General features: G+C 66.1%; 28 protein-coding genes and 2 tRNA genes. 13 read left to right on the top strand and 17 right to left on the bottom strand.

Features of this window, described 5'->3' with window-relative positions:
- The coding region (locus WAZ62_RS06890; protein ID WP_422642774.1) for a (d)CMP kinase at positions 1–411 on the bottom strand (411 nt) is incomplete at its 3' end.
- Positions 408–1,724, bottom strand: coding sequence for a 3-phosphoshikimate 1-carboxyvinyltransferase (gene aroA, locus WAZ62_RS06885; RefSeq protein WP_422642773.1), 1,317 nt, complete (start codon positions 1,722–1,724; stop codon positions 408–410). The genes aroA and WAZ62_RS06890, both read right to left, overlap by 4 nt.
- Before the next feature lie 119 nt (positions 1,725–1,843).
- Between aroA and WAZ62_RS06880 the strand changes: the two genes are divergently transcribed.
- From WAZ62_RS06880 to WAZ62_RS06860, 5 genes are all read left to right on the top strand, one after another.
- Entirely contained in the window at positions 1,844–2,341 is a 498-nt protein-coding gene (locus tag WAZ62_RS06880) for a TIGR02300 family protein (protein ID WP_422642772.1), read from the top strand.
- 107 nt (positions 2,342–2,448) lie between these two features.
- Positions 2,449–2,524: transfer RNA gene (locus tag WAZ62_RS06875), tRNA-Ala, on the top strand.
- Positions 2,525–2,604: 80 nt separating this feature from the next.
- Positions 2,605–3,105, top strand: a complete 501-nt coding sequence (gpt, locus tag WAZ62_RS06870) for a xanthine phosphoribosyltransferase (protein ID WP_422642771.1) — start codon at positions 2,605–2,607, stop codon at positions 3,103–3,105.
- A gap of 119 nt (positions 3,106–3,224) precedes the next feature.
- Positions 3,225–3,692, top strand: coding sequence for an Hsp20 family protein (locus WAZ62_RS06865; protein ID WP_422642770.1), 468 nt, complete (start codon positions 3,225–3,227; stop codon positions 3,690–3,692).
- A 97-nt stretch (positions 3,693–3,789) separates the two neighbouring features.
- Positions 3,790–3,987 carry a DUF1150 family protein gene (locus WAZ62_RS06860; protein WP_422642769.1) on the top strand — a complete coding sequence of 66 codons (198 nt, stop codon included), beginning with the start codon at positions 3,790–3,792 and terminating at the stop codon, positions 3,985–3,987.
- 10 nt (positions 3,988–3,997) lie between these two features.
- Here WAZ62_RS06860 and WAZ62_RS06855 read toward each other — a convergent pair whose 3' ends face one another.
- From WAZ62_RS06855 to WAZ62_RS06805, 11 genes are all read right to left on the bottom strand, one after another.
- A complete protein-coding gene (locus tag WAZ62_RS06855; RefSeq protein WP_422642768.1) occupies positions 3,998–4,762 on the bottom strand; it encodes a hypothetical protein in 765 nt (254 codons plus the stop codon).
- A 149-nt stretch (positions 4,763–4,911) separates the two neighbouring features.
- Positions 4,912–5,175, bottom strand: a complete 264-nt coding sequence (locus WAZ62_RS06850; protein WP_422642767.1) for a hypothetical protein — start codon at positions 5,173–5,175, stop codon at positions 4,912–4,914.
- Positions 5,176–5,336: 161 nt separating this feature from the next.
- Positions 5,337–5,801, bottom strand: a complete 465-nt coding sequence (gene ptsN / locus WAZ62_RS06845) for a PTS IIA-like nitrogen regulatory protein PtsN (RefSeq protein ID WP_422642766.1) — start codon at positions 5,799–5,801, stop codon at positions 5,337–5,339.
- Between the two features lie 10 nt (positions 5,802–5,811).
- On the bottom strand, positions 5,812–6,483 hold the full coding sequence (gene hpf / locus WAZ62_RS06840; protein ID WP_422642765.1) for a ribosome hibernation-promoting factor, HPF/YfiA family: 672 nt from the start codon (positions 6,481–6,483) through the stop codon (positions 5,812–5,814).
- Positions 6,484–6,600: 117 nt separating this feature from the next.
- Positions 6,601–8,169 (bottom strand): RNA polymerase factor sigma-54, encoded by a 1,569-nt coding sequence (gene rpoN, locus WAZ62_RS06835; RefSeq protein ID WP_422642764.1) that lies wholly within the window; start codon positions 8,167–8,169, stop codon positions 6,601–6,603.
- A 12-nt stretch (positions 8,170–8,181) separates the two neighbouring features.
- Positions 8,182–8,952 (bottom strand): LPS export ABC transporter ATP-binding protein, encoded by a 771-nt coding sequence (lptB, locus tag WAZ62_RS06830; protein ID WP_422642763.1) that lies wholly within the window; start codon positions 8,950–8,952, stop codon positions 8,182–8,184.
- Complete coding sequence (gene lptA, locus WAZ62_RS06825; protein ID WP_422642762.1) at positions 8,949–9,551, bottom strand: lipopolysaccharide transport periplasmic protein LptA; 603 nt, start codon at positions 9,549–9,551, stop codon at positions 8,949–8,951. Before lptA ends, lptB begins: the two co-directional genes overlap by 4 nt.
- Positions 9,548–10,246, bottom strand: a complete 699-nt coding sequence (lptC, locus tag WAZ62_RS06820) for an LPS export ABC transporter periplasmic protein LptC (protein WP_422642761.1) — start codon at positions 10,244–10,246, stop codon at positions 9,548–9,550. Before lptC ends, lptA begins: the two co-directional genes overlap by 4 nt.
- A gap of 1 nt (position 10,247) precedes the next feature.
- Positions 10,248–11,219: a KpsF/GutQ family sugar-phosphate isomerase gene (locus WAZ62_RS06815; protein ID WP_422642760.1), complete on the bottom strand. Its 972-nt coding sequence runs from the start codon at positions 11,217–11,219 to the stop codon at positions 10,248–10,250.
- 90 nt (positions 11,220–11,309) lie between these two features.
- Positions 11,310–11,921, bottom strand: a complete 612-nt coding sequence (locus WAZ62_RS06810) for a ribonuclease D (RefSeq protein ID WP_422642759.1) — start codon at positions 11,919–11,921, stop codon at positions 11,310–11,312.
- Between the two features lie 33 nt (positions 11,922–11,954).
- A tRNA-Leu gene (locus WAZ62_RS06805) sits at positions 11,955–12,041 on the bottom strand.
- A gap of 142 nt (positions 12,042–12,183) precedes the next feature.
- Here WAZ62_RS06805 and WAZ62_RS06800 point away from each other — a divergent pair.
- The 4 genes from WAZ62_RS06800 (at position 12,184) to WAZ62_RS06785 (ending at position 16,270) form a co-directional block, all read left to right on the top strand.
- The gene (locus WAZ62_RS06800) at positions 12,184–12,456 is read left to right on the top strand and encodes a DUF2312 domain-containing protein (RefSeq protein WP_422642758.1); all 273 of its coding nucleotides are present in this window, start codon (positions 12,184–12,186) and stop codon (positions 12,454–12,456) included.
- 71 nt (positions 12,457–12,527) lie between these two features.
- Complete coding sequence (locus WAZ62_RS06795) at positions 12,528–14,315, top strand: M3 family oligoendopeptidase (RefSeq protein WP_422642757.1); 1,788 nt, start codon at positions 12,528–12,530, stop codon at positions 14,313–14,315.
- A 4-nt stretch (positions 14,316–14,319) separates the two neighbouring features.
- Positions 14,320–15,678, top strand: coding sequence for an ABC1 kinase family protein (locus WAZ62_RS06790; protein ID WP_422642756.1), 1,359 nt, complete (start codon positions 14,320–14,322; stop codon positions 15,676–15,678).
- 106 nt (positions 15,679–15,784) lie between these two features.
- Positions 15,785–16,270, top strand: a complete 486-nt coding sequence (locus WAZ62_RS06785; RefSeq protein WP_422642755.1) for a hypothetical protein — start codon at positions 15,785–15,787, stop codon at positions 16,268–16,270.
- Between the two features lie 28 nt (positions 16,271–16,298).
- Here WAZ62_RS06785 and WAZ62_RS06780 read toward each other — a convergent pair whose 3' ends face one another.
- Positions 16,299–17,660, bottom strand: coding sequence for a sigma-54-dependent transcriptional regulator (locus tag WAZ62_RS06780; RefSeq protein WP_422642754.1), 1,362 nt, complete (start codon positions 17,658–17,660; stop codon positions 16,299–16,301).
- The gene (locus WAZ62_RS06775) at positions 17,657–19,381 is read right to left on the bottom strand and encodes a sensor histidine kinase (protein ID WP_422642753.1); all 1,725 of its coding nucleotides are present in this window, start codon (positions 19,379–19,381) and stop codon (positions 17,657–17,659) included. Before WAZ62_RS06775 ends, WAZ62_RS06780 begins: the two co-directional genes overlap by 4 nt.
- 233 nt (positions 19,382–19,614) lie before the next feature.
- Between WAZ62_RS06775 and WAZ62_RS06770 the strand changes: the two genes are divergently transcribed.
- Positions 19,615–20,970: a dicarboxylate/amino acid:cation symporter gene (locus tag WAZ62_RS06770; protein WP_422642752.1), complete on the top strand. Its 1,356-nt coding sequence runs from the start codon at positions 19,615–19,617 to the stop codon at positions 20,968–20,970.
- A gap of 154 nt (positions 20,971–21,124) precedes the next feature.
- A complete protein-coding gene (locus tag WAZ62_RS06765) occupies positions 21,125–21,802 on the top strand; it encodes a transposase (RefSeq protein WP_422642751.1) in 678 nt (225 codons plus the stop codon).
- Positions 21,803–21,833: 31 nt separating this feature from the next.
- Here the strand turns inward: WAZ62_RS06765 and WAZ62_RS06760 are convergent, their stop codons facing one another.
- Positions 21,834–22,799 (bottom strand): hypothetical protein, encoded by a 966-nt coding sequence (locus tag WAZ62_RS06760; protein WP_422642750.1) that lies wholly within the window; start codon positions 22,797–22,799, stop codon positions 21,834–21,836.
- 438 nt (positions 22,800–23,237) lie between these two features.
- Complete coding sequence (locus tag WAZ62_RS06755; RefSeq protein WP_422642749.1) at positions 23,238–23,648, bottom strand: winged helix-turn-helix transcriptional regulator; 411 nt, start codon at positions 23,646–23,648, stop codon at positions 23,238–23,240.
- Between the two features lie 85 nt (positions 23,649–23,733).
- On the opposite strand from WAZ62_RS06755, the gene WAZ62_RS06750 reads away from it, so the two are divergent.
- Entirely contained in the window at positions 23,734–24,468 is a 735-nt protein-coding gene (locus WAZ62_RS06750) for an SDR family NAD(P)-dependent oxidoreductase (RefSeq protein WP_422642748.1), read from the top strand.
- A gap of 143 nt (positions 24,469–24,611) precedes the next feature.
- The gene (locus WAZ62_RS06745; protein ID WP_422642747.1) at positions 24,612–25,850 is read left to right on the top strand and encodes an MFS transporter; all 1,239 of its coding nucleotides are present in this window, start codon (positions 24,612–24,614) and stop codon (positions 25,848–25,850) included.
- Positions 25,851–26,037 lie beyond the last annotated feature (187 nt).

Below are 26,037 nucleotides of genomic sequence, written 5' to 3'. Positions count from 1 at the left end.
GAACAGTTTCACCTGGGCCTTGGGGCAGATCACGGTGCCGATGTCGCGGCCGTCGATCACGGCGCCCGGGGCGCCCTGCGGCGGGATTTCGGCGAAACGGCGCTGCAGCGCGTCGAGCGCGGCGCGGACGGCGGGCATCACGGCGATGCGCGAGGCCATGCCGCCCGTCGCCTCCAGCCGGAGGTCGGGACTTTGCAGCAGCGAAAGATCGAGCCGCAGGGCGGCCTTGGTCGCCTCGCTCTCGGTCGGATCGGCGACGCCGGCCCGGATCAGGCTGAGGGCGACGCCCCGGTACAGCGCGCCGGTATCGAGATAGGCAAAGCCGAAAGCATCGGCGAGACGGCGGGCGAGGGTGCCCTTGCCGGCGGCGGCCGGCCCGTCGATCGCGACGATGAAGGGCCTTCCCGTCATGACAGGACGGCACCGAGCGACGCCATCAGGCCGCCGAAGTCGGGGAAGGAGGTATCGATCATGTGATTGTCGTCGACCGTCACCGGCTGTGCCGACGCCAGGCCCATGACGAGGAAGGCCATGGCGATGCGGTGGTCCATGTGGGTGGCGACGGTGCCGCCGCCGGGGACAGCGCCCTTGCCCGTGACGATCAGGTAATCAGGACCCGCCTCATGAGCGACGCCGTTGGCGGCGAGGCCGGCGGCGACGGCGGCGAGGCGGTCGCTTTCCTTCACCCGCAATTCGGCCAGGCCCTCCATCCGCGTCGCGCCCCTGGCGAAGGCGGCGGCGACGGCGAGCACCGGATATTCGTCGATCATCGAGGGCGCGCGGCCGGCCGGCACGGTCACGCCCTTCAGTTCGGAATGGCGGACGCGCAGATCGGCCACCGGCTCGCCGCCGGCCACCCGGCGCTCGAGATAGTCGATGCGGGCGCCCATCTCGATCAGCGTGTCGAACAGGCCGATGCGCAAGGGATTGAGGCCGACATTGCGCACGACGATGTCGGAGCCTGGCACGATCAGGGCGGCGACGATGGGGAAGGCGGCCGAGGACGGATCGCCCGGCACCACCACCGGGGCGGCTACCAGCTCGGGCTGGCCGCTCAGGGTGACGTGGCGGCTGCCGTCGTCGGCGTCGACGATGCGCACTTCCGCGCCGAAATGGCCCAGCAGGCGCTCGGAATGGTCGCGGGTCGGCTCGGGCTCGATCACCGTGGTCTCGCCCGGGGCGCACAGCCCGGCGAGAAGGATCGCCGATTTCACCTGGGCCGAGGCGACCGGCAGGCGATATTCGATCGGCATCGGGTTGCGGGCGCCGATCACGGCCATGGGCAGCTTGCCGCCGGCCCGGCCGACGAAACTGGCGCCCATGCGCGACAGGGGCTCGGTCACCCGGGCCATGGGCCGCTTGTTCAGCGAGGCGTCGCCCGTGAAGATGGCGGTGATCGGATGGCCGGCGACAAGACCCATCAGAAGCCGAGCGCCGGTACCCGAATTGCCCATGTCGAGAATGTCGGCCGGCTCGATCAGGCCGCCGACGCCGACACCCTGGACCCGCCAGTGGCCGTCGCCCAGGCGGGTGACGGTGGCGCCCAGCCGGCGCATGCATTCGGCGGTGTGAAGGACGTCATCGCCTTCGAGAAGGCCGGTCACATCGGTTTCGCCCACCGCGACGCCGCCGAGAATCAGCGCGCGATGCGAGATGGACTTGTCCCCGGGGACCGTGACGGTGCCGGCCAGGGCCGGGCTGATCTTGGCGCTTTGGGCGGGCACTTTGGAGCCTTGATGTCCGAATCGACGAGCCGTGCACTTACCACGTCGCCAATCGCTTTGACAGACCGCGCACTTCATGGCAAAGCCAGCCCCTGAATTTTCGCTATCAGGGGAACACCATGGCCAAACCGGAATGGGGCGCGAAGCGGCAGTGCCTCGCCTGCGGCGCGCGCTTCTACGACATGGGTCGCGACCCGATCGTCTGCCCGAAGTGCGAAACCGTCTTCGAGCCCGACGCGGCCCTGAAGATTCGCCGCGTGCGGCCGGACGCCAAGGCCGCCAAGGCCAAGGTCGCGGCAGCGGCGGCCGTCGCCGCCAAGGTGGTCGATGACCTCGACGACGAGGATGTCGACGACGAGGAACGCGTCGCGCCGGTCGACGAGGACGACGAGGAAGAGGATGTCGGCATCGCCGAACTCGATGGCGACGAGGAAGACCTCATCGCCGCCGCCGACACCGTCGATGAAGATGGCGAGACCATCGACGTCGAGGACGCGGTCGAGGACGACGAGGATGTCGACGACACCCTGCTCGATACCGACGACGATCTCGAGGACGAGGATCTCGAGGACGTGGTCGACGCCGACCTCGATCTGGACGACGAAAAGGACCGCTGAAAAAAAGCTCTTGACCGGATCGCGGACCCTCACTATTGTCCGCGCTCCGCAGGGGACGCTACCAAGCGCAAGCAAAACGGTAGCAGAATCAGCGGCTTAGACGGTTTGGGGCCATAGCTCAGTTGGGAGAGCGCTTGAATGGCATTCAAGAGGTCAGGGGTTCGACTCCCCTTGGCTCCACCAACCGTCTGAAGACAAGGCAAGGGCGATCCGCGAGGGTCGCCCTTCTTGCTTTCTGGCCTTCTTCACATCGGGGATGATGGATGAGCGAGCCGAACGCCCAAAAGGCCTTTCCCGTGTCCTGGGAGCAATTGCACCGCGATACCCGTGCCCTGACCTGGCGCCTGACCGCCGGAGAACGGAAATACAAGGCCATCGTCTGCATCACCCGGGGCGGGCTGGTGCCGGCGCTGATCGTGGCCCGCGAATTGAACATTCGCCTGATCGACACGATCTGCATCGCCTCCTACCACGACTACAAGGAACAGGGCGAAAGCCAGATCATGAAGGGCATCGGGCCCGAACTGGCGGAACTGGCGGCCGATGGCGGCAGCGAGATCCTGCTGATCGACGATCTGGTCGACACCGGCAAGACCGCCCGCATCGTGCGCGACATGCTGCCCAGGGCGCATTTCGCCACGGTCTACGCCAAACCCATGGGCCGGCCCCTGGTCGATACTTTCGTGACCGAGGTCAGCCAGGATACCTGGATCTATTTCCCCTGGGACATGGGCCTGTCCTTCGTGCCGCCCATCGTATCGTGAGGGTGAGGGGCCTTGTGCCCGCTACCCCTTGATTTTGGCGGGCCGATCGCCAGATCATAGGGGCGGCGATGCCTTCGGGGTCGCCGCATCATGGCTCGCTCGATCGAGGGGTTCGCTGCATGTCCCGCCTGTCCGTGTTCAACAGTCCATTGCTGCTCGGTTTCGACCATATGGAGCGGGTGCTGGACCGGGTCGCCAAATCGGCGACCGATGGCTATCCGCCCTACAACATCGAACAGACGGGTCCTGATTCCCTGCGCATCTCCCTCGCCGTCGCGGGTTTCGCCCGCGAGGACCTGTCGGTCACGGTCGAGGAGAATCAGCTGATCGTGCGCGGCCGCCAGGCCCAGGACGACGGCAAGCGCGTCTATATCCACCGCGGCATCGCCGCCCGCCAGTTCCAGAAGGCTTTCGTGCTGGCCGAAGGGATCGAGATCGTGCGAGCTGGCCTCGACAACGGCCTCCTCCACATCGATCTGCGCCGTCCCGTGCCGGCGACGGTGGTGCGCACGATTCCGATCGACGGCGATCTGGGGGGCGAAGCCCAGATCCTGGGGCCGGACGAGGGGACGAAGGCGTCCCGCTGAAGCAAACGGGGCTGAAACGGCCCGTTAACCGGGATGTGCCCATGATGGGGCATCCAACGGAGGTGTTGAAATGATTGGTCACACGAATAGTGCCGACATGCGGCACATCAGCCAGGAAGACCTGGCCGGCCTCGGCAGCGGCGCGCTTGTCTATGTCAAGCCCATCGTCATCGACGGCAAGCCGGCGTTCTCGGTCCATGCCGCCGACGGCGCACCCCTGGCCCTGGCCGCCAACCGCGACCTGGCCTTCGCCGCCGCGATCCAGCACGAGATGCAGCCCGTCAGCGTGCACTGACAGCAGGCTCTCAGGTCGAAGTTTGCTTCGGCCTGAGAGAGATGAGGCGGTCGCGCACCGACGAGAAGGCAAAGCCCGTCATGAAGCCGATGACGATCGCCAGCCACGGTTTGTCCCGCGTGAATTCTTCCAGCTTGTGATCGCCGAATCCGATGCTGAAGACGCCGGACCACAGCACGAATGCTGTGACATATCCGACGATCATGACGATGACGAAACGGGCCTTGGGGTCCCAGCGTCCCGGATCAAAGGACATGATGTCGGAATATTGAAGCGCATCCGGGCGGAGCAGGAATTCCGTCAAGGCACCGATGCCGCCACCCGCGGGAATCCACAGGGCGATGACCACGAGGGGCAACCACGAAGGGCTGGTGAACGTCGTTCCGCAAATGGTGACGGGACCCGACGCCACCGTGAGACATAGGGCCCCCAGAATCAGCAAGGGCAGCGACAATCGGGCCACCAGGCGCGTGAATTGCCACATGTACTTGCGACGGCTGGCATAGGCGGCATTGACGATATCGCGCTTCGCCAGTTCGAGATTGCCGCGCCCGATCTCGACCTTGGGCTCAGGCCCCACGATCTGCGCGGCGGCGAAGCCTATCCGCTCGATCAGGAACTTGCGGGTTGCCTTCTCGCGCTGAAAGAAGACGTCGACGCGGCCCGCGGCATCGGAAATGTCATCGACGAGGCGCTGCATGTCCGGCGGAATGGCAGGGCTGCTTCTTGTCCGGTGAAACGCGATCGTGCGCGGATCATCCTTGTCGGGCAGCAAACTATAGGCGGTGAAGGGGGATGCGGCGCCACTCGAGCCGCCGGGCGGTGGCGGTGGCGGTCCCGGTGGTGGTGGTGGCCCCGGTGGTGGCGGTGGTTCGGGGGAGGGTGTCGGCCCTGATGGTTCCGTATCCACGGCGTCCCCCTACCCTAATACGGCCTGTGGCATTCGGGACAGACCTCGTCGGGATCATTGATGATCACATATTGCACGAATTTTTCGGGATCACCTGCCCCGACCGAATCCGCGACGAAATCCTGAGAAGGCACGAGTGCCCCGTCGTTGATCAGGCCGATCAGCGTTTCGATTTCTTGAAACAGGGGGGAGCGCTGCGCTCCGCCCTGAGGCATCCGTTCCTCGATATCACGGATCAGCGCCGTCAAAGAGGTGGGCAGAGCGACGATGTTCGGCATGGTTTCCCCCATAGGAAGTCGCCTATGGGAGAGTACCATTTCCGGGTGGCATCGCAACCGTCGCCACCCCCTTCGGTGATGTTTTCCGCGCAGGGGGCGGCGGCGGGAAGGGGCGCCGAAGGCCCGAACCCGCCAGTGTCACCGCGATCGGATCAATGACGTCAGGCCGCGTGCGGCCTTGCGCTGTCGGTCAGCAGGGAATAGATCGCCTCGACCGAGTCGCCGTGGCGCAGCTTCTCGCAGGTTTCCTTGTCACGCAGCAGGCGCGACACCCGGGCGAGGGCCTTCAGATGATCAGCGCCCGCCCCCTGGGGGGCCAGCAGCAGGAAAATCAGGTCGACCGGCTGCTCGTCGATCGATTCGAAATCGATCGGCTGGCTCAGCCGCGCGAAGAGACCGAACAGACGGTCGATCTCGCTCAGCTTGCCATGAGGAATGGCGATGCCCTGGCCCACGCCCGTGGTGCCGAGGCGTTCCCGCTCGAGGAGGATGTCGAAGATCGTCCGCTCGTGCACGCCGGTAATCGCGGCGGCACGGGCGGACAACTCCATCAGAGCCTGCTTCTTGCCGTTCACCTTGAGATCGGCGATCACGCCCTCAGGGCTGATGATGGTGCTAAGCTCCAAGGGTACTGCCTCACACCGGGGCGCCTGCGGCGCGTTTATTCGGTTCGATCCAGCCGATATTGCCGTCCGGACGCCGATAGACGACGTTGAGGCCACCGTTGGCTCGATTCCGGAACATCATGGCCGGATGCGCGCCGAGATCAAGCCGGAACACCGCTTCGGACACGGTCAGGGTCTCGATTTCAGCCTCGTTTTCCGCGATCACCAGCGGATGATCGTTGCCCTGGGGGAGCGAGCTGTCGTCGCTTTCTTCCGGTTCGGGGGAAAGGATATAGGCGAGGGCCGGCTCCAGGGTGCGCACGGCGCCGTGGTGGTGATTCTTGAGGCGACGCTTGTGCCGGCGAAGACGCTTCTCGATGCGTTCCGCCGCGACCTCGAAGCTCGCGTAGATCTCGGTCCCGTCACCTTCGGCGACCACCGTCAGGCCGGCGCCGAAATGAACGGTGATGTCGGTGCGGAACAGATGCGCCTGGCGGGAGAAGGTCACGGTCGCATCGATCGGGCTGTCGTAATATTTGCCGATGACGGCGCCCAGACGCTCCGTGACATGGGTGCGAAGGGCTTCGCCGATGTCGATTTGTTTGCCGGAGATGATCAGCTTCATGCTTTTGCCTGCGCTTGAGGAAAGGGGCGCTTGGACGTCTCTGCCGCACCGCGGGCGACGCATCGCGTTGCGATGCAAACTCCCCCGAGGACGCATACGGACGACAGATCCGTCCCCTCATACTTACGAGCTAACGCCCCGGGTTTCCAGTAGGCAGCGCGAGGTTAGACCATTTTCCGCCCGGGGCACGCGCGGTCAGCGCCGGCCGATGGCCTTCTGGCGGCGGCGTTCGGTGGACGAGCCGATGCCCATGGCCTCGCGGTATTTCGCGACCGTGCGCCTGGCGATGTCGATGCCGTCGCGCTTCAGCAACTCGACCAGCTTGTCGTCCGACAGAATCGCGTTCGGAACCTCGGCGTCGATCAGCTGGCGCAGCCGATGGCGCACGGATTCGGCCGAATGGGCGTCCGAGCCATCGGTCGAGCCGATGGCGGCGGTGAAGAAGAATTTCATTTCGAACAGGCCGCGCGGCGTCCACACCCATTTGTTGGCGGTGACGCGCGACACGGTCGATTCATGCATGCCGATTTCCTCGGCGATCGCCTTCAGGTTCATCGGCCGCAGATGGGCGATGCCGAAACGCAGGAAGGCATCCTGCTGCCGGACGAGCGACGTCGCGACCTTGAGGATCGTGCGCGCCCGCTGGTCCAGCGCCTTCACCAGCCAGTTGGCCGAGGCGAGACAATCCGACAGATAGGCCTTGTCGTCCTTGCGCGTGGTGTCCGAGCCCGACAGGCGCGCGGCGTAGCGCCGGTCGATCAGTACCCGGGGCATGGTCTCGGCGTTCAACTCGATCAGCCAGTCGCCATCGCTGCCCCGGCGGATGAAGACATCGGGAATGACCGCCTGCACCGGCGCCGTGTCGAAAGCATGACCCGGCTTGGGGTTGAGGGTGCGGATTTCCTTGATGATCTCGATGATCTCGTCCTCGTCGACGCCGGCATGGCGGGCGAGGGCGGAAAGGTCGCGCCGCGCGACGAGATCGAGGTGGCGCAGGACGGCCGCCATCGACGGGTCCAGCCGGTCGGCCTCGCGGCACTGGATCTCCAGGCATTCCTGCAGCGAGCGGGCGAAGACGCCCGGCGGGTCCAGTTCCTGCAGGACGCGCAGCAGGGCTTCGAGCGCGACCTCGTCGATGCCGAGGCGAGCGGCGATATCCGCGCTCGACTCGGTCAGATAGCCGGCCTCGTCGAGGGAATCGACCAGATTGGCAGCCATCAGCCGGTCGGGGCCGGCCAGGGCCAATTCGGCCAATTGCGCCATCAGGTGATCGCGCAGCGAGACGGCGGAAGCCAGACGCTCGTCGCCGGAAAACTCGCTGTCGTCGAAATCGCCGCGCCCGCCGGCGCCGATGCCGGCCCAGTTGGTTTCGGTCAGATCATCCGGCCCCGGCGACGGCTGCGCCGCCCGGTCGGTCACCGAATCGTCGCCGAAGACGTTTTCATAGCCGTCCTGCAGGCTCGTCGCCTGCTGGCCCATGTCTGCCTGGTCGCGGATGTCCCGGTCGATCCCGACCGGCCCTTCGGTCGAAGGGCGCGGTCCGTCCCCGTCGGCCGGGTTATCGGCGGACGGGCGGTCGGCATCGCCACTATCGTCACCGCTGCCTTCGTCACGGGTGAGCAGGGGATTCCGCTCGAGTTCCTGTTCGACGAAGGAGGCAAGCTCGATCTGGCTCAGCTGCAGAAGTTTGATCGCCTGCTGCAGCTGCGGGGTCATCACCAGCGACTGGCCTTGTCTTAGCTCCAGTCGTTGAGCGATCGCCATTGTCCCTACCTGTCAGAGGCTGAACCTGTCACCGAGATAGACGCGGCGGACGCCTTCATGGGCGACCACCTCGTCGGGGGTGCCCTCCATCAGGACCTGCCCCTCGTGAATAATGTAGGCCCTGTCGATCATGTCCAGCGTTTCGCGGACGTTGTGATCGGTAATCAGCACGCCGATGCCCCGGTCCTTCAAATGGCCGATCAGATTGCGGATGTCGTCGACCGCGATCGGGTCGATACCGGCCAGGGGTTCGTCCAGCAGGATGAAGGCGGGGCTGGTGGCGAGGGCGCGGGCGATTTCCACCCGACGTCGCTCGCCGCCCGAAAGCGCAACCGACGATGTGTTGCGCAGGTGGGCGATGGAGAATTCGGCCAGGAGATCGTCCAGCACCGCCTCGCGCCGGTCGCGTTCGGTTTCGACGATCTCCAGCACGGCGCGGATATTGTCTTCGACCGTCAGGCCCCGGAAGATCGAGGCTTCCTGCGGCAGATAGCCGATGCCGAGGCGGGCGCGGCGGTACATCGGCAGGCCGGTCACGTCCTGCCCATCGAAGAAGATGCTGCCGTAGTCGGGCGCGACAAGGCCCGAGATCATGTAGAAGCAGGTGGTCTTGCCGGCACCGTTCGGGCCGAGCAGGCCAACGACCTCGCCCCGCTGCAGATGCAGCGAGACGCCGCGCACCACGGGGCGCTTGTTGTAGATCTTGCCGATCGAATGGGCGACCAGGCCGGTTTCGGCGGCCGGCGCCGTGGTCTCCACCGGCGCGGCGAGCGTGTCCGTCATTGCGCCTTCTGCCCGCCCGTCTTCTGTTCGGGCACGATCAGACCCTGGACGCGACCTTCGCCGCCGGCCGCGCCGCCCCCCGTCATCACGCTGCGCCCGGTGCGCAGGTTGACGGTGAGTTCCTTGCCCTTCAGGACATTCTCGCCGCGGGTCAGGATGACGTTGCCGGTCATGACCACGACCCCGGCGGCGGGGTCGTAGACCGCGCTCTCGCCCTGGGCCGTGTCTTCCCTGGCGGTGACGAAGACATTGCCGCGGGCGACGATCCGCTTGATGCCCGACGGGCCGGCGCCGGCCTCGCCCCCGGCGATATTGCCGCCGGCATAGGTCACCTCGAGGCGGTCGGCGCGCAGGATCATGTCGGCCTGGGTGACCTTGACGTTGCCGACGAAGACGGCGGACGAGCTCTGATCCGTCACCTCGAGGCTGTCGGCCAGGATTTCGATCGGCGCGCTCGAATTGAAATTCAGGCGCGGCGGACCCGGCTGGGTCGCCGTCTGGGCCAGGGCCGCGGGGGTGCCGGTCATCAGGCCCGTGGCCAGAAGCGTGGCAAGACCAAGGACGGTGGCATGGCGCAGGACTCGAACAGCTTTCGTCATTCTCCGTTCCTCGGCTGACCGCTCGCGGGGGCGGCGGGGGGGGATGCGTCCCGCGGCGTGATCACGACCTTGACCTGACCATCGAAGCGCATCACATGGCCGCCATCGCTGGCGCTCATGGCATTGGCCTCGATCTGGCCGGTGGGGCCGAAGGCTATTACCCGCTTGTCGCTCGAAGCCGTGCCTTTGGCAAGGTCGAGACGCACGCTTTCCAGTTTCACCTGGTGTCCGTCGGAAAGTGTGACCGTGACGCCGCCCTCGAGATCGAGGGTTTCCGCCTTCAGGCGGTAGAGACCGGCGGCGGCGATCACATGGACCGGCTTGCCGTCCTCGGTCGCCATGTCGGCCTTGATCTCGCTGAGGGTGACCTGGGTCGGCTCCAGACCGTCGGCGGTCGCCTTGGCGGCGGTCACCGTGTAGGGCCGGCCCTTGTCGTCGACGCCGGTCAGGACCGGGGCGATCATTTCGAGGCCGTCGGCCCTGATTTCGGTGTCGGCCCACGACAGCGCCGCTTCCTGCCGGCTCTCCAGCGACGGCCACAGCAGGACGGCGCCCAGAAGGCCGACCGCGACCAGCGGCAGGACGATTTTCATCAGGCCGACGAAACGGCTGTAGCTGCGGCCGTCCGAGCGGGGATGGGGGGGCTGCACCGACAGGGCCGGTCCCCGCTTGGGCGACAGGGTCGGGCGGGTCATGTCAGGCGACCTTCGCGCGCAGCAGATCGTGGATATGCAGGATCCCGACCGGGCGGCCATTGCCGTCGACGACGAAGAGCGCGGTGATCGCCTTGCTGTTCATGATGAACAGGGCTTCGGCGCCCAGCGCGTTTTCGGTCGTGGTGCGGGGGTTGCGGTTCATCACCTCGCCGGCGCCAAGGGTCAGGAGGCCGGGGCCCATCTTGCGGCGCAAGTCGCCGTCGGTGATGACCCCGACCAGACGCCCCGCCGAATCGACGACGCCGGCACAGCCGAAATGGCCCGAGGTGATGGTCAGGATCACCTGGTCCATGCGGGTCTGCGCCGTGGTCAGTGGAATCTCCTCGCCCCGATGCATCAGCGCGCTGACCTTCACCAGGCTGTCGCCCAGCTTGCCGCCGGGATGGAACGACTTGAACTGTTCGGTGGTGAAGCCGCGCCGCGCCATCAGGGCGACCGCAAGCGCATCGCCGAGGGCAAGCTGCATGGTGGTCGACGTGGTGGGGGCAAGGCCGAGCGGACAGGCCTCCGGCGCGGCCGGCAGGGCGAGCAGGATGTCTGAGGCCAGGGCAAGGGTGCTGGTCGCGCCCGAGGTGATGGCGATCAGGCAGATGCCGTGGCGCCGCGTGTAGGCGACGATGTCGGCCAGTTCCTTGGTCTCGCCCGAATTGGACAGGCAGATCACGACATCGTCCGGCGTGATCATGCCAAGGTCGCCGTGGCTGGCTTCCGCCGGGTGAACGAATTGCGCGGGCGTGCCGGTCGAGGCCATGGTGGCGGCGATCTTGCGCCCGACGAGGCCCGATTTGCCCATGCCGGAAACCGCGACCCGGCCCTTCGACGTGGCGATCCGCTCCACCGCGGCCTCGAAGGCGCCATTCAGCGAATCGGAAAGGGCCGCGAGGCCATCGGCCTCCATGGCGATGACGCGGCGGGCTTCGGCAAGGTCGGTGGAAATAGTGCTCAATTTCATGCTCGCTTGGCGGCCGGTCTTGGTCACGGCCGGGCCGCCGGCCAGGACCCGGAGCAGGAGGTGGGACGCCCGTGGCGCCGAGCCCCGAGCCTAGTGAGCAAATATGTCGACTTCGGGCCAGCCTTCAAGATCGAGCAGGGCCCGCGTCGGCAGGAAGTCATAGCAGGCCCTGGCCATCGCCGTCCGACCCTCGCGGGCGAGCAGGACATCGAACTTGGCCTTCAGGGTGTGAAGGTACAGCACGTCCGAGGCGGCATAGACCATCTGGGCCTCGGACAGGTCCGGGGCGCCCCAGTCTGAGGTCTGCTGCTGCTTCGAGATCTCGATGCCGGCCAGTTCCTTGCACAGGTCCTTGAGGCCGTGGCGATCGGTGAAGGTGCGCACCAGTTTCGACGCGATCTTGGTGCAATAGACGGGGGCCGTCAGCGCGCCAAGGCCATGGTAAAGGGCGGCGATATCGAAGCGGGCGAAATGAAACAGCTTCAGGACCTGGGGGTCCGTCAGCAGCCGCGCGAGATTGGGTGCGGACTTCTGGCCGAGCGCGATCTGCACGAGATGGGCGTTGCCGTCGCCGGAAGAAAGCTGGACGAGACACAGCCGGTCACGATGGGGGTTCAGCCCCATGGTCTCGGTGTCGATGGCAACAACGGGGCCGAGGTCGAGGTCGGCCGGGAGATCGCCCTTATGGAGCGTCACGGTCATGGCGCGGCCTCAATCGGGTGAGGGGGGTCGCTGTGGTGCCCAGGAAAAGACTCGAACTTTCACGCCCTTACGGGCACTAGTACCTGAAACTAGCGCGTCTACCAATTCCGCCACCTGGGCAGGTGCGAGGCCGGGTTGATACCGCTCTGCCCGATGCTTGTCAACGCCCTCATGAAAAATTCTGCTGGCCTCGCCGATTGCCAAGGCAGGGCCGCCCCGGCTAACGTCCGCACCCATATTCCTACAGTAGAAGAGGTCCATCATGGCCGAAGTCGTCGGCATCGCCGGTGAGCAGCTGCGCCAGTTCGTCGCCCGCATCGAGCGTCTGGAAGAAGAGAAGGCGGCCCTCGCCGCCGATATCCGCGAGGTCTACGCCGAAGCCAAGGGCAATGGCTTCGACACCAAGGTGCTGCGCCAGGTGATCCGCCTGCGCAAGATCGACAAGGCCGAGCGTCAGGAGATGGACGCCATCCTCGAGCTTTATCTCGAAGCCCTCGGCATGTTCGAGAGCGGCGTCGGCGACACCGAAGACTGAAGGCCTAAAGCCTTGGCAGCCGGGGGCGCCGCCCCCATATCGCCAACAGGTTCTTGTGACGGGACAGGTCGATGAGCGAAGCGAAGCGGAACGAGGAACTGGGCGTCTTGCCCGAATGGGATCTGAGCGATCTTTACCCGGGCCTCGATTCGCCCGAGCTGGCGGCGGCCTTCGACGAGGCGGGCGCGGCGGTGAAAGCCTTCGCCGCCCGCTATCAGGGCAAGCTCGAATCACTCTCCGGCGACGACGTGGGCGCGGCCCTCGTCGAATACGAAAAGCTGCAGGACCTGATGGGGCGCATCGGCTCCTACTCAGGCCTCGTCTATGCCGGCAACATGGCGGACGAGAAGATCGCCCAGTTCCAGCAGACCGCGCAGGAGAAGCTGACCGATATCTCGAGCGATCTCCTGTTCTTCACCCTCGAGCTGAACAAGCTCGATGACGAGGTGGTGGAAGCGAAGCTCGCCGAATCGCCGGAGCTCGCCCATTACCGGCCCTGGCTGCGCGACCTGCGCGCCTATCGCCCGCATCAGCTGTCCGACGAGATCGAGAAGCTGCTGCACGAGAAATATGTCGCCGGCCGCGCCGCCTGGACCCGACTGTTCGACGAGACCTTCGCCGCGCTGCGCTTCTCGATCGACGGCAAGGAGCTGACCTCGGCCGAGGCGCTGCACCTGATGTCGGACCGCGCTCCCGAGGTGCGGAAGAAGGCGGCCGATGCCCTGTCGGAGGTCTTCGCCAAGAACATCCGGCTCTTCGCCCTGATCACCAACACGCTCGCCAAGGACAAGGAGATCGAGGACCGCTGGCGTCACTATGCGACGCCGGCCTCGGCCCGCCATCTGTCCAACGCGGTCGAGGCCGAGGTGGTCGATGCCCTCGTGACCGCCGTTCGGGCGGCCTATCCCCGGCTGTCCCATCGCTATTACGCGCTGAAGGCCAAATGGTTCGGGGTCGAGGCGCTGAACGCCTGGGATCGCAACGCGCCGCTGCCCGATGGTGACGACCGGACGATTTCCTGGACCGAGGCGAAGGAGACCGTGCTCGGCGCCTATGGCGACTTTTCGCCGGAACTCGCCCATATCGGCAAGCGCTTCTTCGACGCGGCCTGGATCGACGCGCCGGTTCGTCCCGGCAAGTCGCCGGGCGCCTTCGCCCATCCGACCGTGCCCTCGGCCCATCCCTATCTCTTGCTGAACTATCAGGGCAAGACGCGGGACGTCATGACCCTCGCCCATGAACTGGGCCATGGCGTCCATCAGGTGCTGGCGGCGGCGCAAGGGCCCTTGATGGCGGACACGCCCCTGACCCTCGCCGAGACGGCGTCGGTCTTCGGCGAGATGCTGACCTTCCAGGCCCTGCTGCGCAAGGAGACAGACCCCGCCCGCCGCAAGATCCTGCTCGCGACCAAGGTCGAGGACATGATCAACACGGTGGTGCGCCAGACCGCCTTCTACCAGTTCGAATGCCGCGTCCACGACGAGCGCCGCAAGGCCGAGCTGACGGCGGAGCGCATCGGCCAGATCTGGCTGGAGATCCAGAGCGAGAGCCTCGGCCCCGCGATCCGCATGAATCCGGGCTACGAGACCTACTGGTGCTACATCCCGCATTTCATCCATTCGCCGTTCTACGTCTATGCCTATGCCTTCGGCGACTGCCTGGTGAATTCGCTCTATGCCGTCTATGAAGGCGCGGAGAGCGGTTTCCAGCAGAAATATCTCGAGATGCTGAAGGCGGGCGGCACCCTGCGGCACAAGGAACTCCTCGCGCCCTTCGGCCTCGATGCCTCGGACCCGGCCTTCTGGTCCAGGGGCATGGATGTCGTCGCCGGTCTGATCGACCAGCTCGAGGCGATGTAACACGATGACTGACGAGCGGGACGCGGAAGGCAATCGCCTCGCCAGCCGCGCCCGCCGTTACGCGAAGGTGACCAGTGCCGTCGGCGGCATGGCCCTGCGCGAGGCCGGCCGCCGCCTCACCGGCGGCGAGGCCGATTACGCCAGGATCGCGGCCGAGATGCGCCGCGTGCTGGGCGGCCTGAAGGGCCCCCTGATGAAGGTGGCGCAGATCATCGCGACCGTGCCCGACGCGGTGCCCGAGGAATTCGCCAAGGAACTGGCGACGTTGCAGTCGCAGGCGCCCGCCATGGGCTGGCCCTTCGTGCGCCGCCGGATGAGCGCCGAACTCGGCCCCGACTGGCGCGGGCGTTTCGCCGATTTCGCGCAGGAAGCGGTGGGGGCGGCATCGCTCGGCCAGGTGCACCGCGCCACGGCCCATGACGGCACGGCGCTGGCGATCAAGCTGCAATATCCCGACATGCTCTCCGCCGTCGAGGCGGACCTGAAGCAGTTGAAACTCGCCCTGTCGATCCACAAGCGCATGGACGGCGTGATCGATACCGCCGAGATCTACGAGGAAATCTCCGACCGCCTGCGGGAAGAGCTGGATTACATCCGCGAGGCCGCCCACATGCGGCTCTATGCCGAGGTTCTGGGCGGGGAGTCGCATATTCGCGTGCCCCGGCCCCTGGCCGAGCTGTCGACCCGCCGCCTGCTGAGCATGACCTGGCTGGAGGGCACCCCCATCCTCGACTGGAAGGGCGCAGGCGAGGACCAGCGCAACCATCTGGCCGAGGTTCTGTTCCGCGCCTGGTGGCTGCCCTTCGCCCGCCTCGGCGTGATCCATGGCGATCCGCACCTGGGCAATTACACGGTGCTGGGCGATGCCGAAGGCATCAACCTCCTCGACTACGGCTGCGTGCGCATCTTCCCCGCGTCTTTCGTCGGCGGCGTCGTCGAGCTTTATCACGCGCTGCGCACGGGGGATCGCGACCGCGCGGTCCATGCCTATGAGACCTGGGGCTTCCGCGCGCTTTCAGCCGAATTGATCGAGACCCTGAACATCTGGGCGCGCTTCATCTATGGCCCGCTGCTCGACGACCGGGAACGCACGATCGCCGACGGCGTCTCCCCCGCCGAATACGGAAGGCGCGAGATGATGGAGGTCCACGGCAGGCTGAAGGCGCTGGGGCCCCTGCGTCCGCCCCGGGAATTCGTCTTCATGGACCGGGCCGCCATCGGCCTTGGCGCCGTCTTCCTGCACCTCGGCGCGACACGCAACTGGTACCGGCTGTTCAACGAGGCGCTGGAAGGTTTCGATGCCGAATTGCTGGCCGGGCGCCAGCGGGCGGCCCTCGACCGGGCCGGCATTCCCGCGTCCTGACAGTGGTTGATCGCTGGTCCAGAGCGGAATTTGGCTGCATGATATTCGGGGGGCAGGATCGGGGGCACCGCTACTGCCGGATATCATTCGGACAAGGAAACGGACCATGATCTTCGGGCTGTCGGTGCAGGATTTCACACTGCTTCATGTTATTCTTTCCCTGATCGGCATCGGCTCCGGGCTGGTCTGGCTGGTTGGGCTCGTCGCCGGCCGCTGGCTACCGGTCTGGGACGGCGCCTTCCTGATGACGACCGTCGCGACCACGCTGACCGGATTCCTGTTTCCGATCACGGCTTTCACCCCGGCGCTCGGGGTCGGGCTGATCTCGACTCTGGCGCTCACCATCGCGATCGTCGCCCGTTACGCCTTCCATCTGCGGGGCCGCTGGCTGGGGGTGCATGTCGTTTCGGCGGCGCTGGCGCTTTACCTCAACGCCTTCGTCGCCGTGGTGCAGTCCTTCCTCAAGATCGGGGCACTGAACGCGCTCGCCCCCAACGGGAATGAACCGCCCTTCGCCCTGGCGCAAGGGATCGTCCTCGTGATTGTCGCATCGCTCGGCTTCCTGGCCTGGCGGCGGCGGGCGCATCCGTGAAGCCGTCGCCGCCATCACGGACTGACCTTCAGTCCCTGAACTCACCCGGCGCGATGCCGTGGCGGGTCAGCTTGTCGTAGAAGGTCTTGCGCGGCAGGCCCAACTCGTCGATCACCGCGGCCACATTGCCCCGGTGACGTTGCAGCGCCTCGCGCAGCAGCGCGGCCTCGAAGGCGGCGACGCGCTCGGGCAGGGTGCCGCCGGCGGGTGGCGGCGGGGCTTCGTCCGGCACGTCGTCGCCGTCGAGGCCGAGCACCATCCGTTCGGCGAAATGGGCCAGTTCGCGCACATTGCCCGGCCAGTCGTGGGCCAGCAGGCGGCGGCGCAGGGCATCGGTCATTTCGGGCCGGTCGCGGCCGAAGCGGGCGGCGGCCCGGCCTGCGAAATGGCCGAACAGCAGCGGAATATCATCCTGCCGCTCGCGCAAGGGTGGGATGCGCAGGGTCACGACATCGAGGCGATAGGCGAGGTCGGCGCGGAAACCGCCATCCTTGGCCGCCCGGGCGAGATCGATCTTGGTCGCCGCGACCACCCGCATGTCGATGCGCCGCCCTGTGTTACCGCCGAGCGGCGTCACCTGCCGGTCCTCGAGCACGCGCAGCAGCTTGGTCTGCAAGGCCAGCGGCATGCTCTCGATCTCGTCGAGGAACAGGGTGCCGCCATCCGCCAGCTCGATCTGGCCGATGCGTTTCTTCTGGGCGCCGGTGAAGGCGCCGGCCTCGTGACCGAATAACTCGCTGTCGATCACGCTTTCGGGCAGGGCACCGCAATTGAGCGCGACGAGGCGCTTCGCCCGCCGCCGCCCCCATTGGTGCAGCGCCTGGGCGACCATTTCCTTGCCCGAGCCGGTCTCGCCGAGGACGAGCACATCGACATCGAGATCGGCCAGGCTGCGGATGCGGGCGCGCAGGGCCTGCATGGCGGGGCTGACGCCGACCAGCGGCGCCTCGCCCGACGCGGCGTCGAGCGCGGCCTTCAGGGCGCGGTTCTCCAGGACGAGGCGGCGGCGGTCGGCGGCGCGGCGCACGCTCTCGATCAGGCGATCGGCGGGATAGGGTTTGGCGATGAAATCATAGGCGCCTTCGCGCAACATCGCGACGGCGGTTTCGATATCACCATGCCCGGTGATCAGGATGACCGGCAATTCGGCATCGCGCGCCTTCAGGCGGCGGAACAATTCGATCCCGTCCAAACGCGGCATCCGCAGGTCGGTGACGACGACGCCGGGAAAATCGGCATCGATCGCTTCCAGCGCCGAAGCGGCATCGGCGAAGCACTGTACATCGAAACCGGCAAGGCCGAGGCTCTGGGCATTGGCGGCACGGATGTCGGCCTCGTCGTCGACGAAGGCCACGGGGAAAGCGGTGGGGAAGGGCTGGGGATCGGTCATGCGCGGCGCAGCCTCACGGTGAACAGGGCGCCGCCCGCCGGGCCTTCGCCGGCTTCGAGGCTGCCGCCCAGATCCTTGACGATATCGCCCGAAATGACGAGGCCGAGGCCGAGGCCCGCCGGCTTCGTCGTCACGAACGGCGTGAACAGCCGGGCGCGCACCTCGGGCGATAGGCCGGGGCCATTGTCGGCGACGGAGACTTCGACCGTGTCCGCCGTCGCCCGCGCCGCGATGGTGATGCGCGGCACGCCGGGCACGGCGTCGAGGGCATTCTGCAGCAGGTTGACCAGGACCTGTTCCAGCCGCACCGGATTGCCGAGGGCGGCGGGCAGGTCGACCGGAATATCCCCGGTGATCTCCGCCCCCTGGCGCCGCAGCCGGGGGCCGAGCAGGAGGAGCGCGCCGTCGACCACGGCCGACAGGCTGACCGGGCCGGTGGCACGGCCGGCCCGGCGGGCGAAATTGCGCAGCTGGCCGGTGATGACGCCGATCTTCTCGGTCAGGCCGGCGATGAGGCCGAGGTTGGCGCGGGCGGTCGCCGTGTCGCCCCGATCGATGAAGGCGGCGGCATTGTCGGCATAGGAGCGGATGGCGGCGACCGGCTGGTTGATCTCATGGGCGACACTGGCGGCGATCTGGCCGAGAATGGCGAGGCGATTGGCCTGGGCCAGTTCGTCCTGCAACTGCTGGCGTTCCGCGATCTCGCCCGACAGGCGCGTATTGGCGGCGACGAGGTCGCGGGTGCGGTCCTCGACCTCGGCTTCCAGTTCGCGGCGGCGGGCGATGTCCTGGTGCTGGCGCTCGATCGCGCGCTGGCGGCGGCGGAGATAAACCCCGGCCGGCCCGATCACGACGAGACTGCCGAGCAGGGCGAGGAGGGCGGCGGAGATTTCCGCCTGCCGTGTAACGGGCTGGATGCCGCGCAGCAGCATCAGGGTCCAGCTCGTCGTCGGCACCGGGACAGTGGCGCTGACGAAGCGCGCGCCGCCGATCCGCAGCATGTCGCCCGCCCGGTCGGTGACCGGCAGCGGGGCGAGGGGGGCGGCGCCGAACTGGAGCGAGGCGCGCGTCGCCTCGATCGTCGCGGCGTCGAGGGGGCTCAGGGTGTGGAAACGCCAGTCCGCCCGGTCGGTCAGCAGGACGACGCCCTTGTCGTCGGTCACCAGCACCGGATCGCGGTCCGCGGCCCATTCGTTTTCCAGCCCGTTGAATTCGACCTTGATGACGACGACGCCAAGACCGTCGCGCAGGCGCCGGGCCAGATAGAGGCCGGGCTTGTTCGACTTGGTGCCGAGGGCGAAATGCTCGGCCGCGCCGCTCGCCAGCGCCGCCTTGAAATAGGGCCGGAAGTCGTAGCGTTGGCCGACGAAACTGTCGCTCTCGCGCCAGTTGCTGGCGGCCACGGTCACGCCCTGGCGGTCCATGACATAGATGACGCCGACGCGGGTATCGCGGCTCAAGGTCTCCAGCTTGCGGTTCAGGGCGGCGACCACGGGGACATCCCCCGCCCTTGTCAGGGCATCAGCGACATCCGGGTCCTCGGCCAGCACGACGGGGAGGGAGCGGTGTTTCTCGATCTCGGCGCGCAGCACGGCGAGTTTCAGCCGGGCGTCGGTCGCGACCTGCGCCCTGGCCCCCGCGAGGGCGCGGTCGCGTGCCTCGGTGACGGCGAAGACCATGGCGCCAAGGCACAGCAGCAAGCCGACAAGGGCGAAGACCACCCACGCGCGCCTGTGCGGATTTCCGCCCAAGACCATCCTCCCCCTTGTGCGGACTATCGCACGAAGGCCCTGGCCCTTGGCGATTTGCCCCTGATATTTCAATCACTTGGCAAAGTCGTAGCGGGTTTTTCGGGCTGGCACAATGCTTGCGGATGGGAAGCCGTCGTCCGGCGCCGCCGGGCCGGGGCCGAGATGCCGACAAGGCATCCGGCATAACTCAGGGAGGGTTCCCCATGGCAGGTTTCGCGCCGGTCGCCGCTGAACAGCAACGCCGTCCGTTCTATAAGGTGCTCTATTTCCAGGTGCTGATCGCGGTCGCCGCGGGCATCCTGCTCGGCCATTTCTCGCCGGTACTGGGCGCCGACCTGAAGCCGCTGGGCGATGCCTTCATCAAGCTCGTCAAGATGATCATCGCGCCGGTGATCTTCCTCACCGTGGTGACCGGCATCGCCGGTTCCGACAATATGGCCAAGGTCGGCCGCGTCGGCGCCAAGGCCTTCATCTATTTCCTGTTCTTCTCGACCCTCGCCCTCATCCTCGGCCTCGTGGTCGCCAATGTCGTGCAGCCGGGCACGGGGCTGCACATCGATCCCGCCAGCCTCGACGGCAAGGCGGTCGCCGACTATGCCCAGAAGGCGCATGAACAGTCGCTCGTCGGCTTCCTGACGAACATCATCCCGGCGACCGCCGTGGGCGCCTTCGCCTCGGGCGAGATCCTGCAGGTGCTGTTCTTCTCGGTCGTCTTCGGCGTCGGTCTCGCCCTCGCGGGCGAGAAGGGCAAGCCGGTGACGGCGCTCCTCAAGTCGCTGTCGGCCGCGGTGTTCTCGATGGTGAACATCCTGATGAAGGCGGCGCCGGTCGGGGCCTTCGGCGCCATGGCCTTCACCATCGGCAAATACGGCATCGGCTCGATCGCCAATCTTGCCCTGCTGGTCGGCACCTTCTACCTGACCGCGATCCTCTTCGTCGTCGGCATCCTCGGCGTCGTCGCCCGGGTCAACGGCTTCTCGATCCTCAAGCTGCTGCGCTACATCAAGGGCGAGCTTTTGCTGGTGCTCGGCACCTCCTCGTCGGAGTCGGCGCTGCCCCTCGTCATGGACAAGCTGGAGCGGGCCGGGTGCTCGCGCTCGGTCGTCGGTCTCGTCGTCCCCACCGGCTATTCCTTCAACCTCGACGGCACCAATATCTACATGACCATGGCGGCGCTCTTCATCGCCCAGGCGACGGATACGCATCTCGCCCTCGGTGACCAGATCCTGCTGCTGCTGGTCGCCATGCTGTCGTCGAAGGGCGCGGCGGGCGTGACGGGTTCGGGCTTCATCACCCTCGCCGCGACGCTCTCGGTGGTGCCCTCGGTGCCGGTCGCCGGCATGGCCCTGATCCTCGGCATCGACCGTTTCATGTCGGAATGCCGGGCCCTGACCAACTTCATCGGCAACGCCGTCGCCACCATCGTCGTCGCCCGCATGGAAGGCGAACTGGACGCCGACCGCCTCGCCCTCGCCCTCGACGGCCACGCCGTGCCCGGGATCGACGAGGATCTGGACGCCCTGCCCGTGCCCGTGCTCGCCCGCCAGGCCGCCGAATGACCTGACCCGGCCGAGCGTCCCAGCCCCCCATTCCCGGGGCGCGCGGCCGGCAGAAGGCCGGAAGAGGTGCATCTCTTCCGGCCTTTGTCTTGTCCTCGATATAGGGACACGATACCCATTTGCGGCGGGCGGGGCGGTGGTGCAGAGTGGCGCCATGGCCAGACTTCCCCGCGTGGTGATCCCCGGCGTGCCCCACCACGTCACCCAGCGCGGCAACCGTCGCCAGCCCGTGTTCTTCTCCGAGGCGGATTATAGCCTCTACCGCGATCTGGTCGCGGCCTCCTGCCGGGCGGCGGGGGTAGGCTGCCTCGCCTGGTGCCTGATGCCGACAGAGGTTCATCTGGTCCTGACGCCGCCCGACGCGGACGGGTTGCGCGCGGCCCTCGCCGAGGCCCATCGCCGCTACTCCCGCAAGGTGAACGAGGCGCAGGGCTGGACCGGCTATCTGTGGCAGGGCCGTTTCGCCAGCTACCCGATGGACGACGCCCATCTGATGGCGGCCATCCGCTATGTCGAGAACAGCCCGGTGACGGCGGGCCTCGCGGTCAAGGCCGAGGACTGGCCCTGGTCGAGCGCCAAGGCGCATGGAACGGGCAAGGCGGACGGCTTCACCGACCTCGCCACCCGCGCCGGCCCCCACCGCAAGGGGCGCGCGCTGCCGCGTCGGCGGTTCGCGGCCGGTGACCTGCCGGAAGACGAGGTCGAGGCCATCGAGGGGAGCCTCCGCACCGGCCGCCCGCGTGGCGACGACGCCTTCCTCGAGAGGCTCGAGGCTGTGACGGGGCGGGTGTTGAAGCGGCAGAAACCGGGACCGAAGGGGAGGCGGGATTGATTAAGAGCGTTCGCTTTGGGCAGGAGAAGCTTCAGTTGGTGACCGTCCTGAGGCCAGGGAAATAAGCCGAAATGAGGGTATCCGCATCAGCATCAGATTCTAATGCACGACGGACTTGGTTGCTGATTTCCGAGCGATAAGTTTGGATCTTCGGCACCAGCGAGTAGATGCTGGAGTTGTCGATCCTGATGGTTCGTATCTGCCCAACATCAAATGGTATGCTGTCTCCCGTTCGCACGATCTGAACTACCGGTAACCGTGTGGCATGGCGCAATGCCAATTCATAGAAGACGTTCGGATTGTGAAACGATAGATCGGCAATTACTAGCCGCGCTCGCGTGATGTATTCAATAATTTGTCGGGTAATCATTCCCGGTTTATCAATGGTATCGGCTCGGATGACTTTAAGTCCGAAGGCTTCTAGTGCCGGCTCAACTATATTTCCTAGAAATAAATCAGAATGAGCGCGTTGTTCGGACGATTCTTCTCCGATAGGTGTTATGTAAAAACAGGTTGTCTGAAAATCTGCGTGTTCTTGTGTGATAACCTGATTGCGTGGATGTTCATCAGTTTCGTATCCAGTTATTCCAATAGGAGTAGGCTGGATAGAGGCCGGCTTGGACGCTGGAATCATATCGGCTAAATGTTCAACTGTAATGATGCGCTCTGTGCCGGATAATGTTTGGAGGAGCCCGACAAAGCGGAGGTTTACTATGAAGGTATCGACGCCTTCTTCAGCAAAGCCCTCGGTGACTCCTTGTTCCTTTATTGCATCTATCAGAACTGCACGAGCGGGCAATTTAGTGTTTTTGAACCGTTCGTAAAGTTGGTTGAACGGCTCGATGTTTTGGATCGCCAGCTTTACTCGGATGCGCGCCTTCTCGCGCCTAGACGTGCTCTCATCGACCGCTTTCGCTCCGTCGGTCGTGAGTTCTAGATACTCGGCTGAATAGCTTCCCGATATTAATCCATATCGGCTTGCATTTGTTACCAGCATCCGACTCGTTCCGCTCTCTGGAGCTTTTTAGATATCGTCAAAAAGCGTAAGGCGGCGAACTTTCTGGCCACCTCCAACACGCAACAAATCTTGCGCCAGCGACATCGATTCCTCGAAGGATGCCGCCGGGAAAGGCCGTTACGTTCGGGATTTACGCTTTGCCAATACCTCTTCAGGGGTCGGCTTAGAGGAGGGCGTGTCCAGAGGAGGTTTCTGTTGGCGAGGCTTGCGGGTTTTATGAAGCTTGTCGTTCATGGAGTGTAGTGTACCACCTGAAGATGATTTTGACTAAGATTGCTTATGTCCTGAAATCAAGAACATGGCGTGAGTTATCGTCGTTTCCGCGGGGAGTATAGAAATAAAGGGACGCTGTATGTATCTTTCGTCTACTCCAGACAGTGGGCTCGGGAATGATATGCATAATTCCTCAAGCTCCCCTCAACCCTTCCCCGCCGCCCCTCTCGCCCGCTGGGCATAGACGCGGGTGACTTCGGCCATGTTTTCCGTGCCCCAGGTGCAGAGCGGGACGAGGGCCTGGGCCAGGCTGACGCCCAGCGGGGTCAGGCTATAGTCCACCCGGGGCGGGATTTCCCTGTGGTCGGTCCGTTTCACCAGGCCATCGGCCTCCAGCTCCTTGAGCTGCTGGATCAGCATCTTGTCGCTGACGTCGCGCACGGCGCGGCGCAGCTCGCCATAGCGGGTCGGTCCGCCCTGGGCGAGGAAATAGAGGATCAGCGGCTTCCACTTGCCCGAGATCACCCGCAGGGTCGCGTCGAGACCACAGGTGAACCCCGGCAATGTCGGGGTGCAGGAGGGAGCCGGAGGAGGAGCGGCGGGGTCTTCAGTCATTTTTCCCGTACTTACCAAAAGGTGCATACTTGTCCATTGGTAGGGGCGATGCCAGCTATGTGCAACCTCAATGAAGGAGCACATCATGAGAAGGCTGGAAAACAAGACAGCGGTGGTGACGGGCGGCGGCACCGGCATCGGTCTGGCGACGGCCAGGCGCTTCATCGAAGAGGGGGCGTTCGTCTTCATCTTCGGGCGCCGGCAGGAGCCGCTCGATGCCGCGCTGAAGCAGCTGGGCCCCAACGCAAGGGCGGTGCGGGGCTCGGTGACCGACCTCGCCGACCTCGACCGGCTCTATGACGCGGTGAAGGCGGAGCGGGGCGGGCTCGACATCGTCTTCGCCAACGCCGGCACGGGGGACGTGGCCGCGCTCGGCGCGATCACGCCGGAACATTACGCCGCGACCTTCGACGTCAACGTGAAGGGGACGGTGTTCACCGTGCAGAAGGCCCTGCCGCTGCTGTCGGCCGGGGCGTCGATCATCCTCACCGGCTCGACCACCGGGGTGATGGGCACGCCGCAGTTCAGCGTCTATAGCGCCAGCAAGGCGGCAGTGCGCAATCTGGCGCGCAGCTGGGCGCTCGACCTGCGGGGCACCGGCATCCGCGTCAATGTCCTCTCGCCCGGGCCGACGAAAACGGAACTGGCGCTCGAAGTCGTGGGCGAGGCGGCGCTGGCCGCGCTGGGTGCCACCACGCCGACCGGGCGCATGGGCGATCCTTCTGAGACCGCGGCGGTGGCGGCGTTCCTGGCGTCGCCGGACAGCAGCTTCATGACTGGCGGCGAGGTCTTCGTCGACGGCGGCCTGGCGCAGGTCTGACAGGCCCCCACCCGCGCATGAGGGCTTCGACGCCGAAATCGAAGCCCTCGATGCGCACAGCCCCTTCCGAAACACCTTGCCGCGCGCGCCCCGCCGGTCGAACCTTTGGGGGGCGGGGCCGAGTCCCCCGAAAGGGGCTGGGCATGGCGCTGGCGGGCAGGCTTGACCTTGCGACATTGAGGCAGATCCCGCGCGGGATCTGGGCGCTGGGGTTGGTCAGTCTGTTCATGGATATCTCGTCGGAGATGATCCATGCGCTGCTGCCGATCTATCTCGTGACCGTTCTCGGCACCTCGACCCTGACCGTCGGGATCATCGAGGGCATCGCGGAAGCCACCGCTTCGATCACCAAGGTATTTTCCGGCGCGCTGTCGGACTGGCTGGGCAAACGCAAGCTGCTGGCGGTCATCGGTTATGGCCTCGCGGCTTTCACCAAGCCGGTGTTTCCCCTTGCCGCCAGCGCCGGCTGGCTGGTGGCGGCCCGTTTCGTCGATCGGGTGGGCAAGGGAATCCGGGGGGCGCCCCGCGATGCGCTGGTGGCCGATATCGCGCCCGCGCATTTGCGCGGCGCCAGCTTCGGGCTGCGGCAATCGCTCGATACCATCGGCGCCTTCGTCGGGCCGGCGCTGGCCATCAGCCTCATGCTGCTGACCGCGAATGATTTCACCATGGTGTTCTGGGCCGCGGTCGTGCCGGGTTTCATCGCCTTCGCGCTGATGGCTTTCGCCGTGCGCGAGCCGGCGCGACCGAAGGGATTGCGCCGGGTGCGCTTTCCCCTGCACCGGGCGGAGATTCGCCGCTTGCCGGCGGCGTTCTGGATTGTCGTCGCAGTGTCCGCCGTCTTCACCCTGGCCCGGTTCAGCGAAGCCTTTCTCGTGCTGAAGGCGCAGGAGGTCGGCTTTCCGATCGCGCTCGTCCCCGCCATCATGGTGGTGATGAATATCGTCTATGCCCTCGCGGCCTATCCGGCGGGGGTCCTGTCCGATGGGCCTGGCGGACGGGGCCGTGTGCTCGTGGTCGGGCTTGGCCTGCTGATCGCCGCCGATCTGGTGCTGGGCTTCGCCGGCTCGGTGGTCATGACCGCTGCCGGCGTCGTGCTGTGGGGCCTGCACATGGGCCTCACCCAGGGCTTGCTGTCGACGCTGGTGGCCGACGCGGCGCCGGCCGAATTGCGCGGCACGGCCTTCGGGATCTTCAACCTCGTCTCGGGCCTTGCCCTGCTGGTCGCCAGCCTGGTCGCCGGCCTTCTGTGGGACGAGATGGGTTCCCGCGCCACCTTCATCGCGGGCGCCGGCTTCACCGCGATCGCGCTCGCCGGCTTCCTGGCGATCGGGCGGTATTCCCCGCCGGTTGGCAGGGGGGCAGGGGACGGCCCCGACTAACGGCAAGGCTTCCCATTGTCGTCATGCCGGCGAAGGCCGGCAGCTCGAACAGGCAAGGGCGCCGTCTCGTCGCGAGGTCCCGGCCTTCGCCGGGACGACGAGGTGAATGATCGATCTGAAACCGTCTCCCGCTCCTCACTCGCAACCCCCGACATGGATCGCGGCCGCTTCGTCTTCTGGAAGGGGC

It is taken from the genome of Zavarzinia sp. (assembly GCF_049306435.1).
Taxonomy (GTDB): Bacteria; Pseudomonadota; Alphaproteobacteria; order Zavarziniales; family Zavarziniaceae; genus Zavarzinia.
The sequence above is the reverse complement of the archived record's forward strand: the minus strand, read 5'-3'. Positions and strand labels throughout refer to the sequence as shown.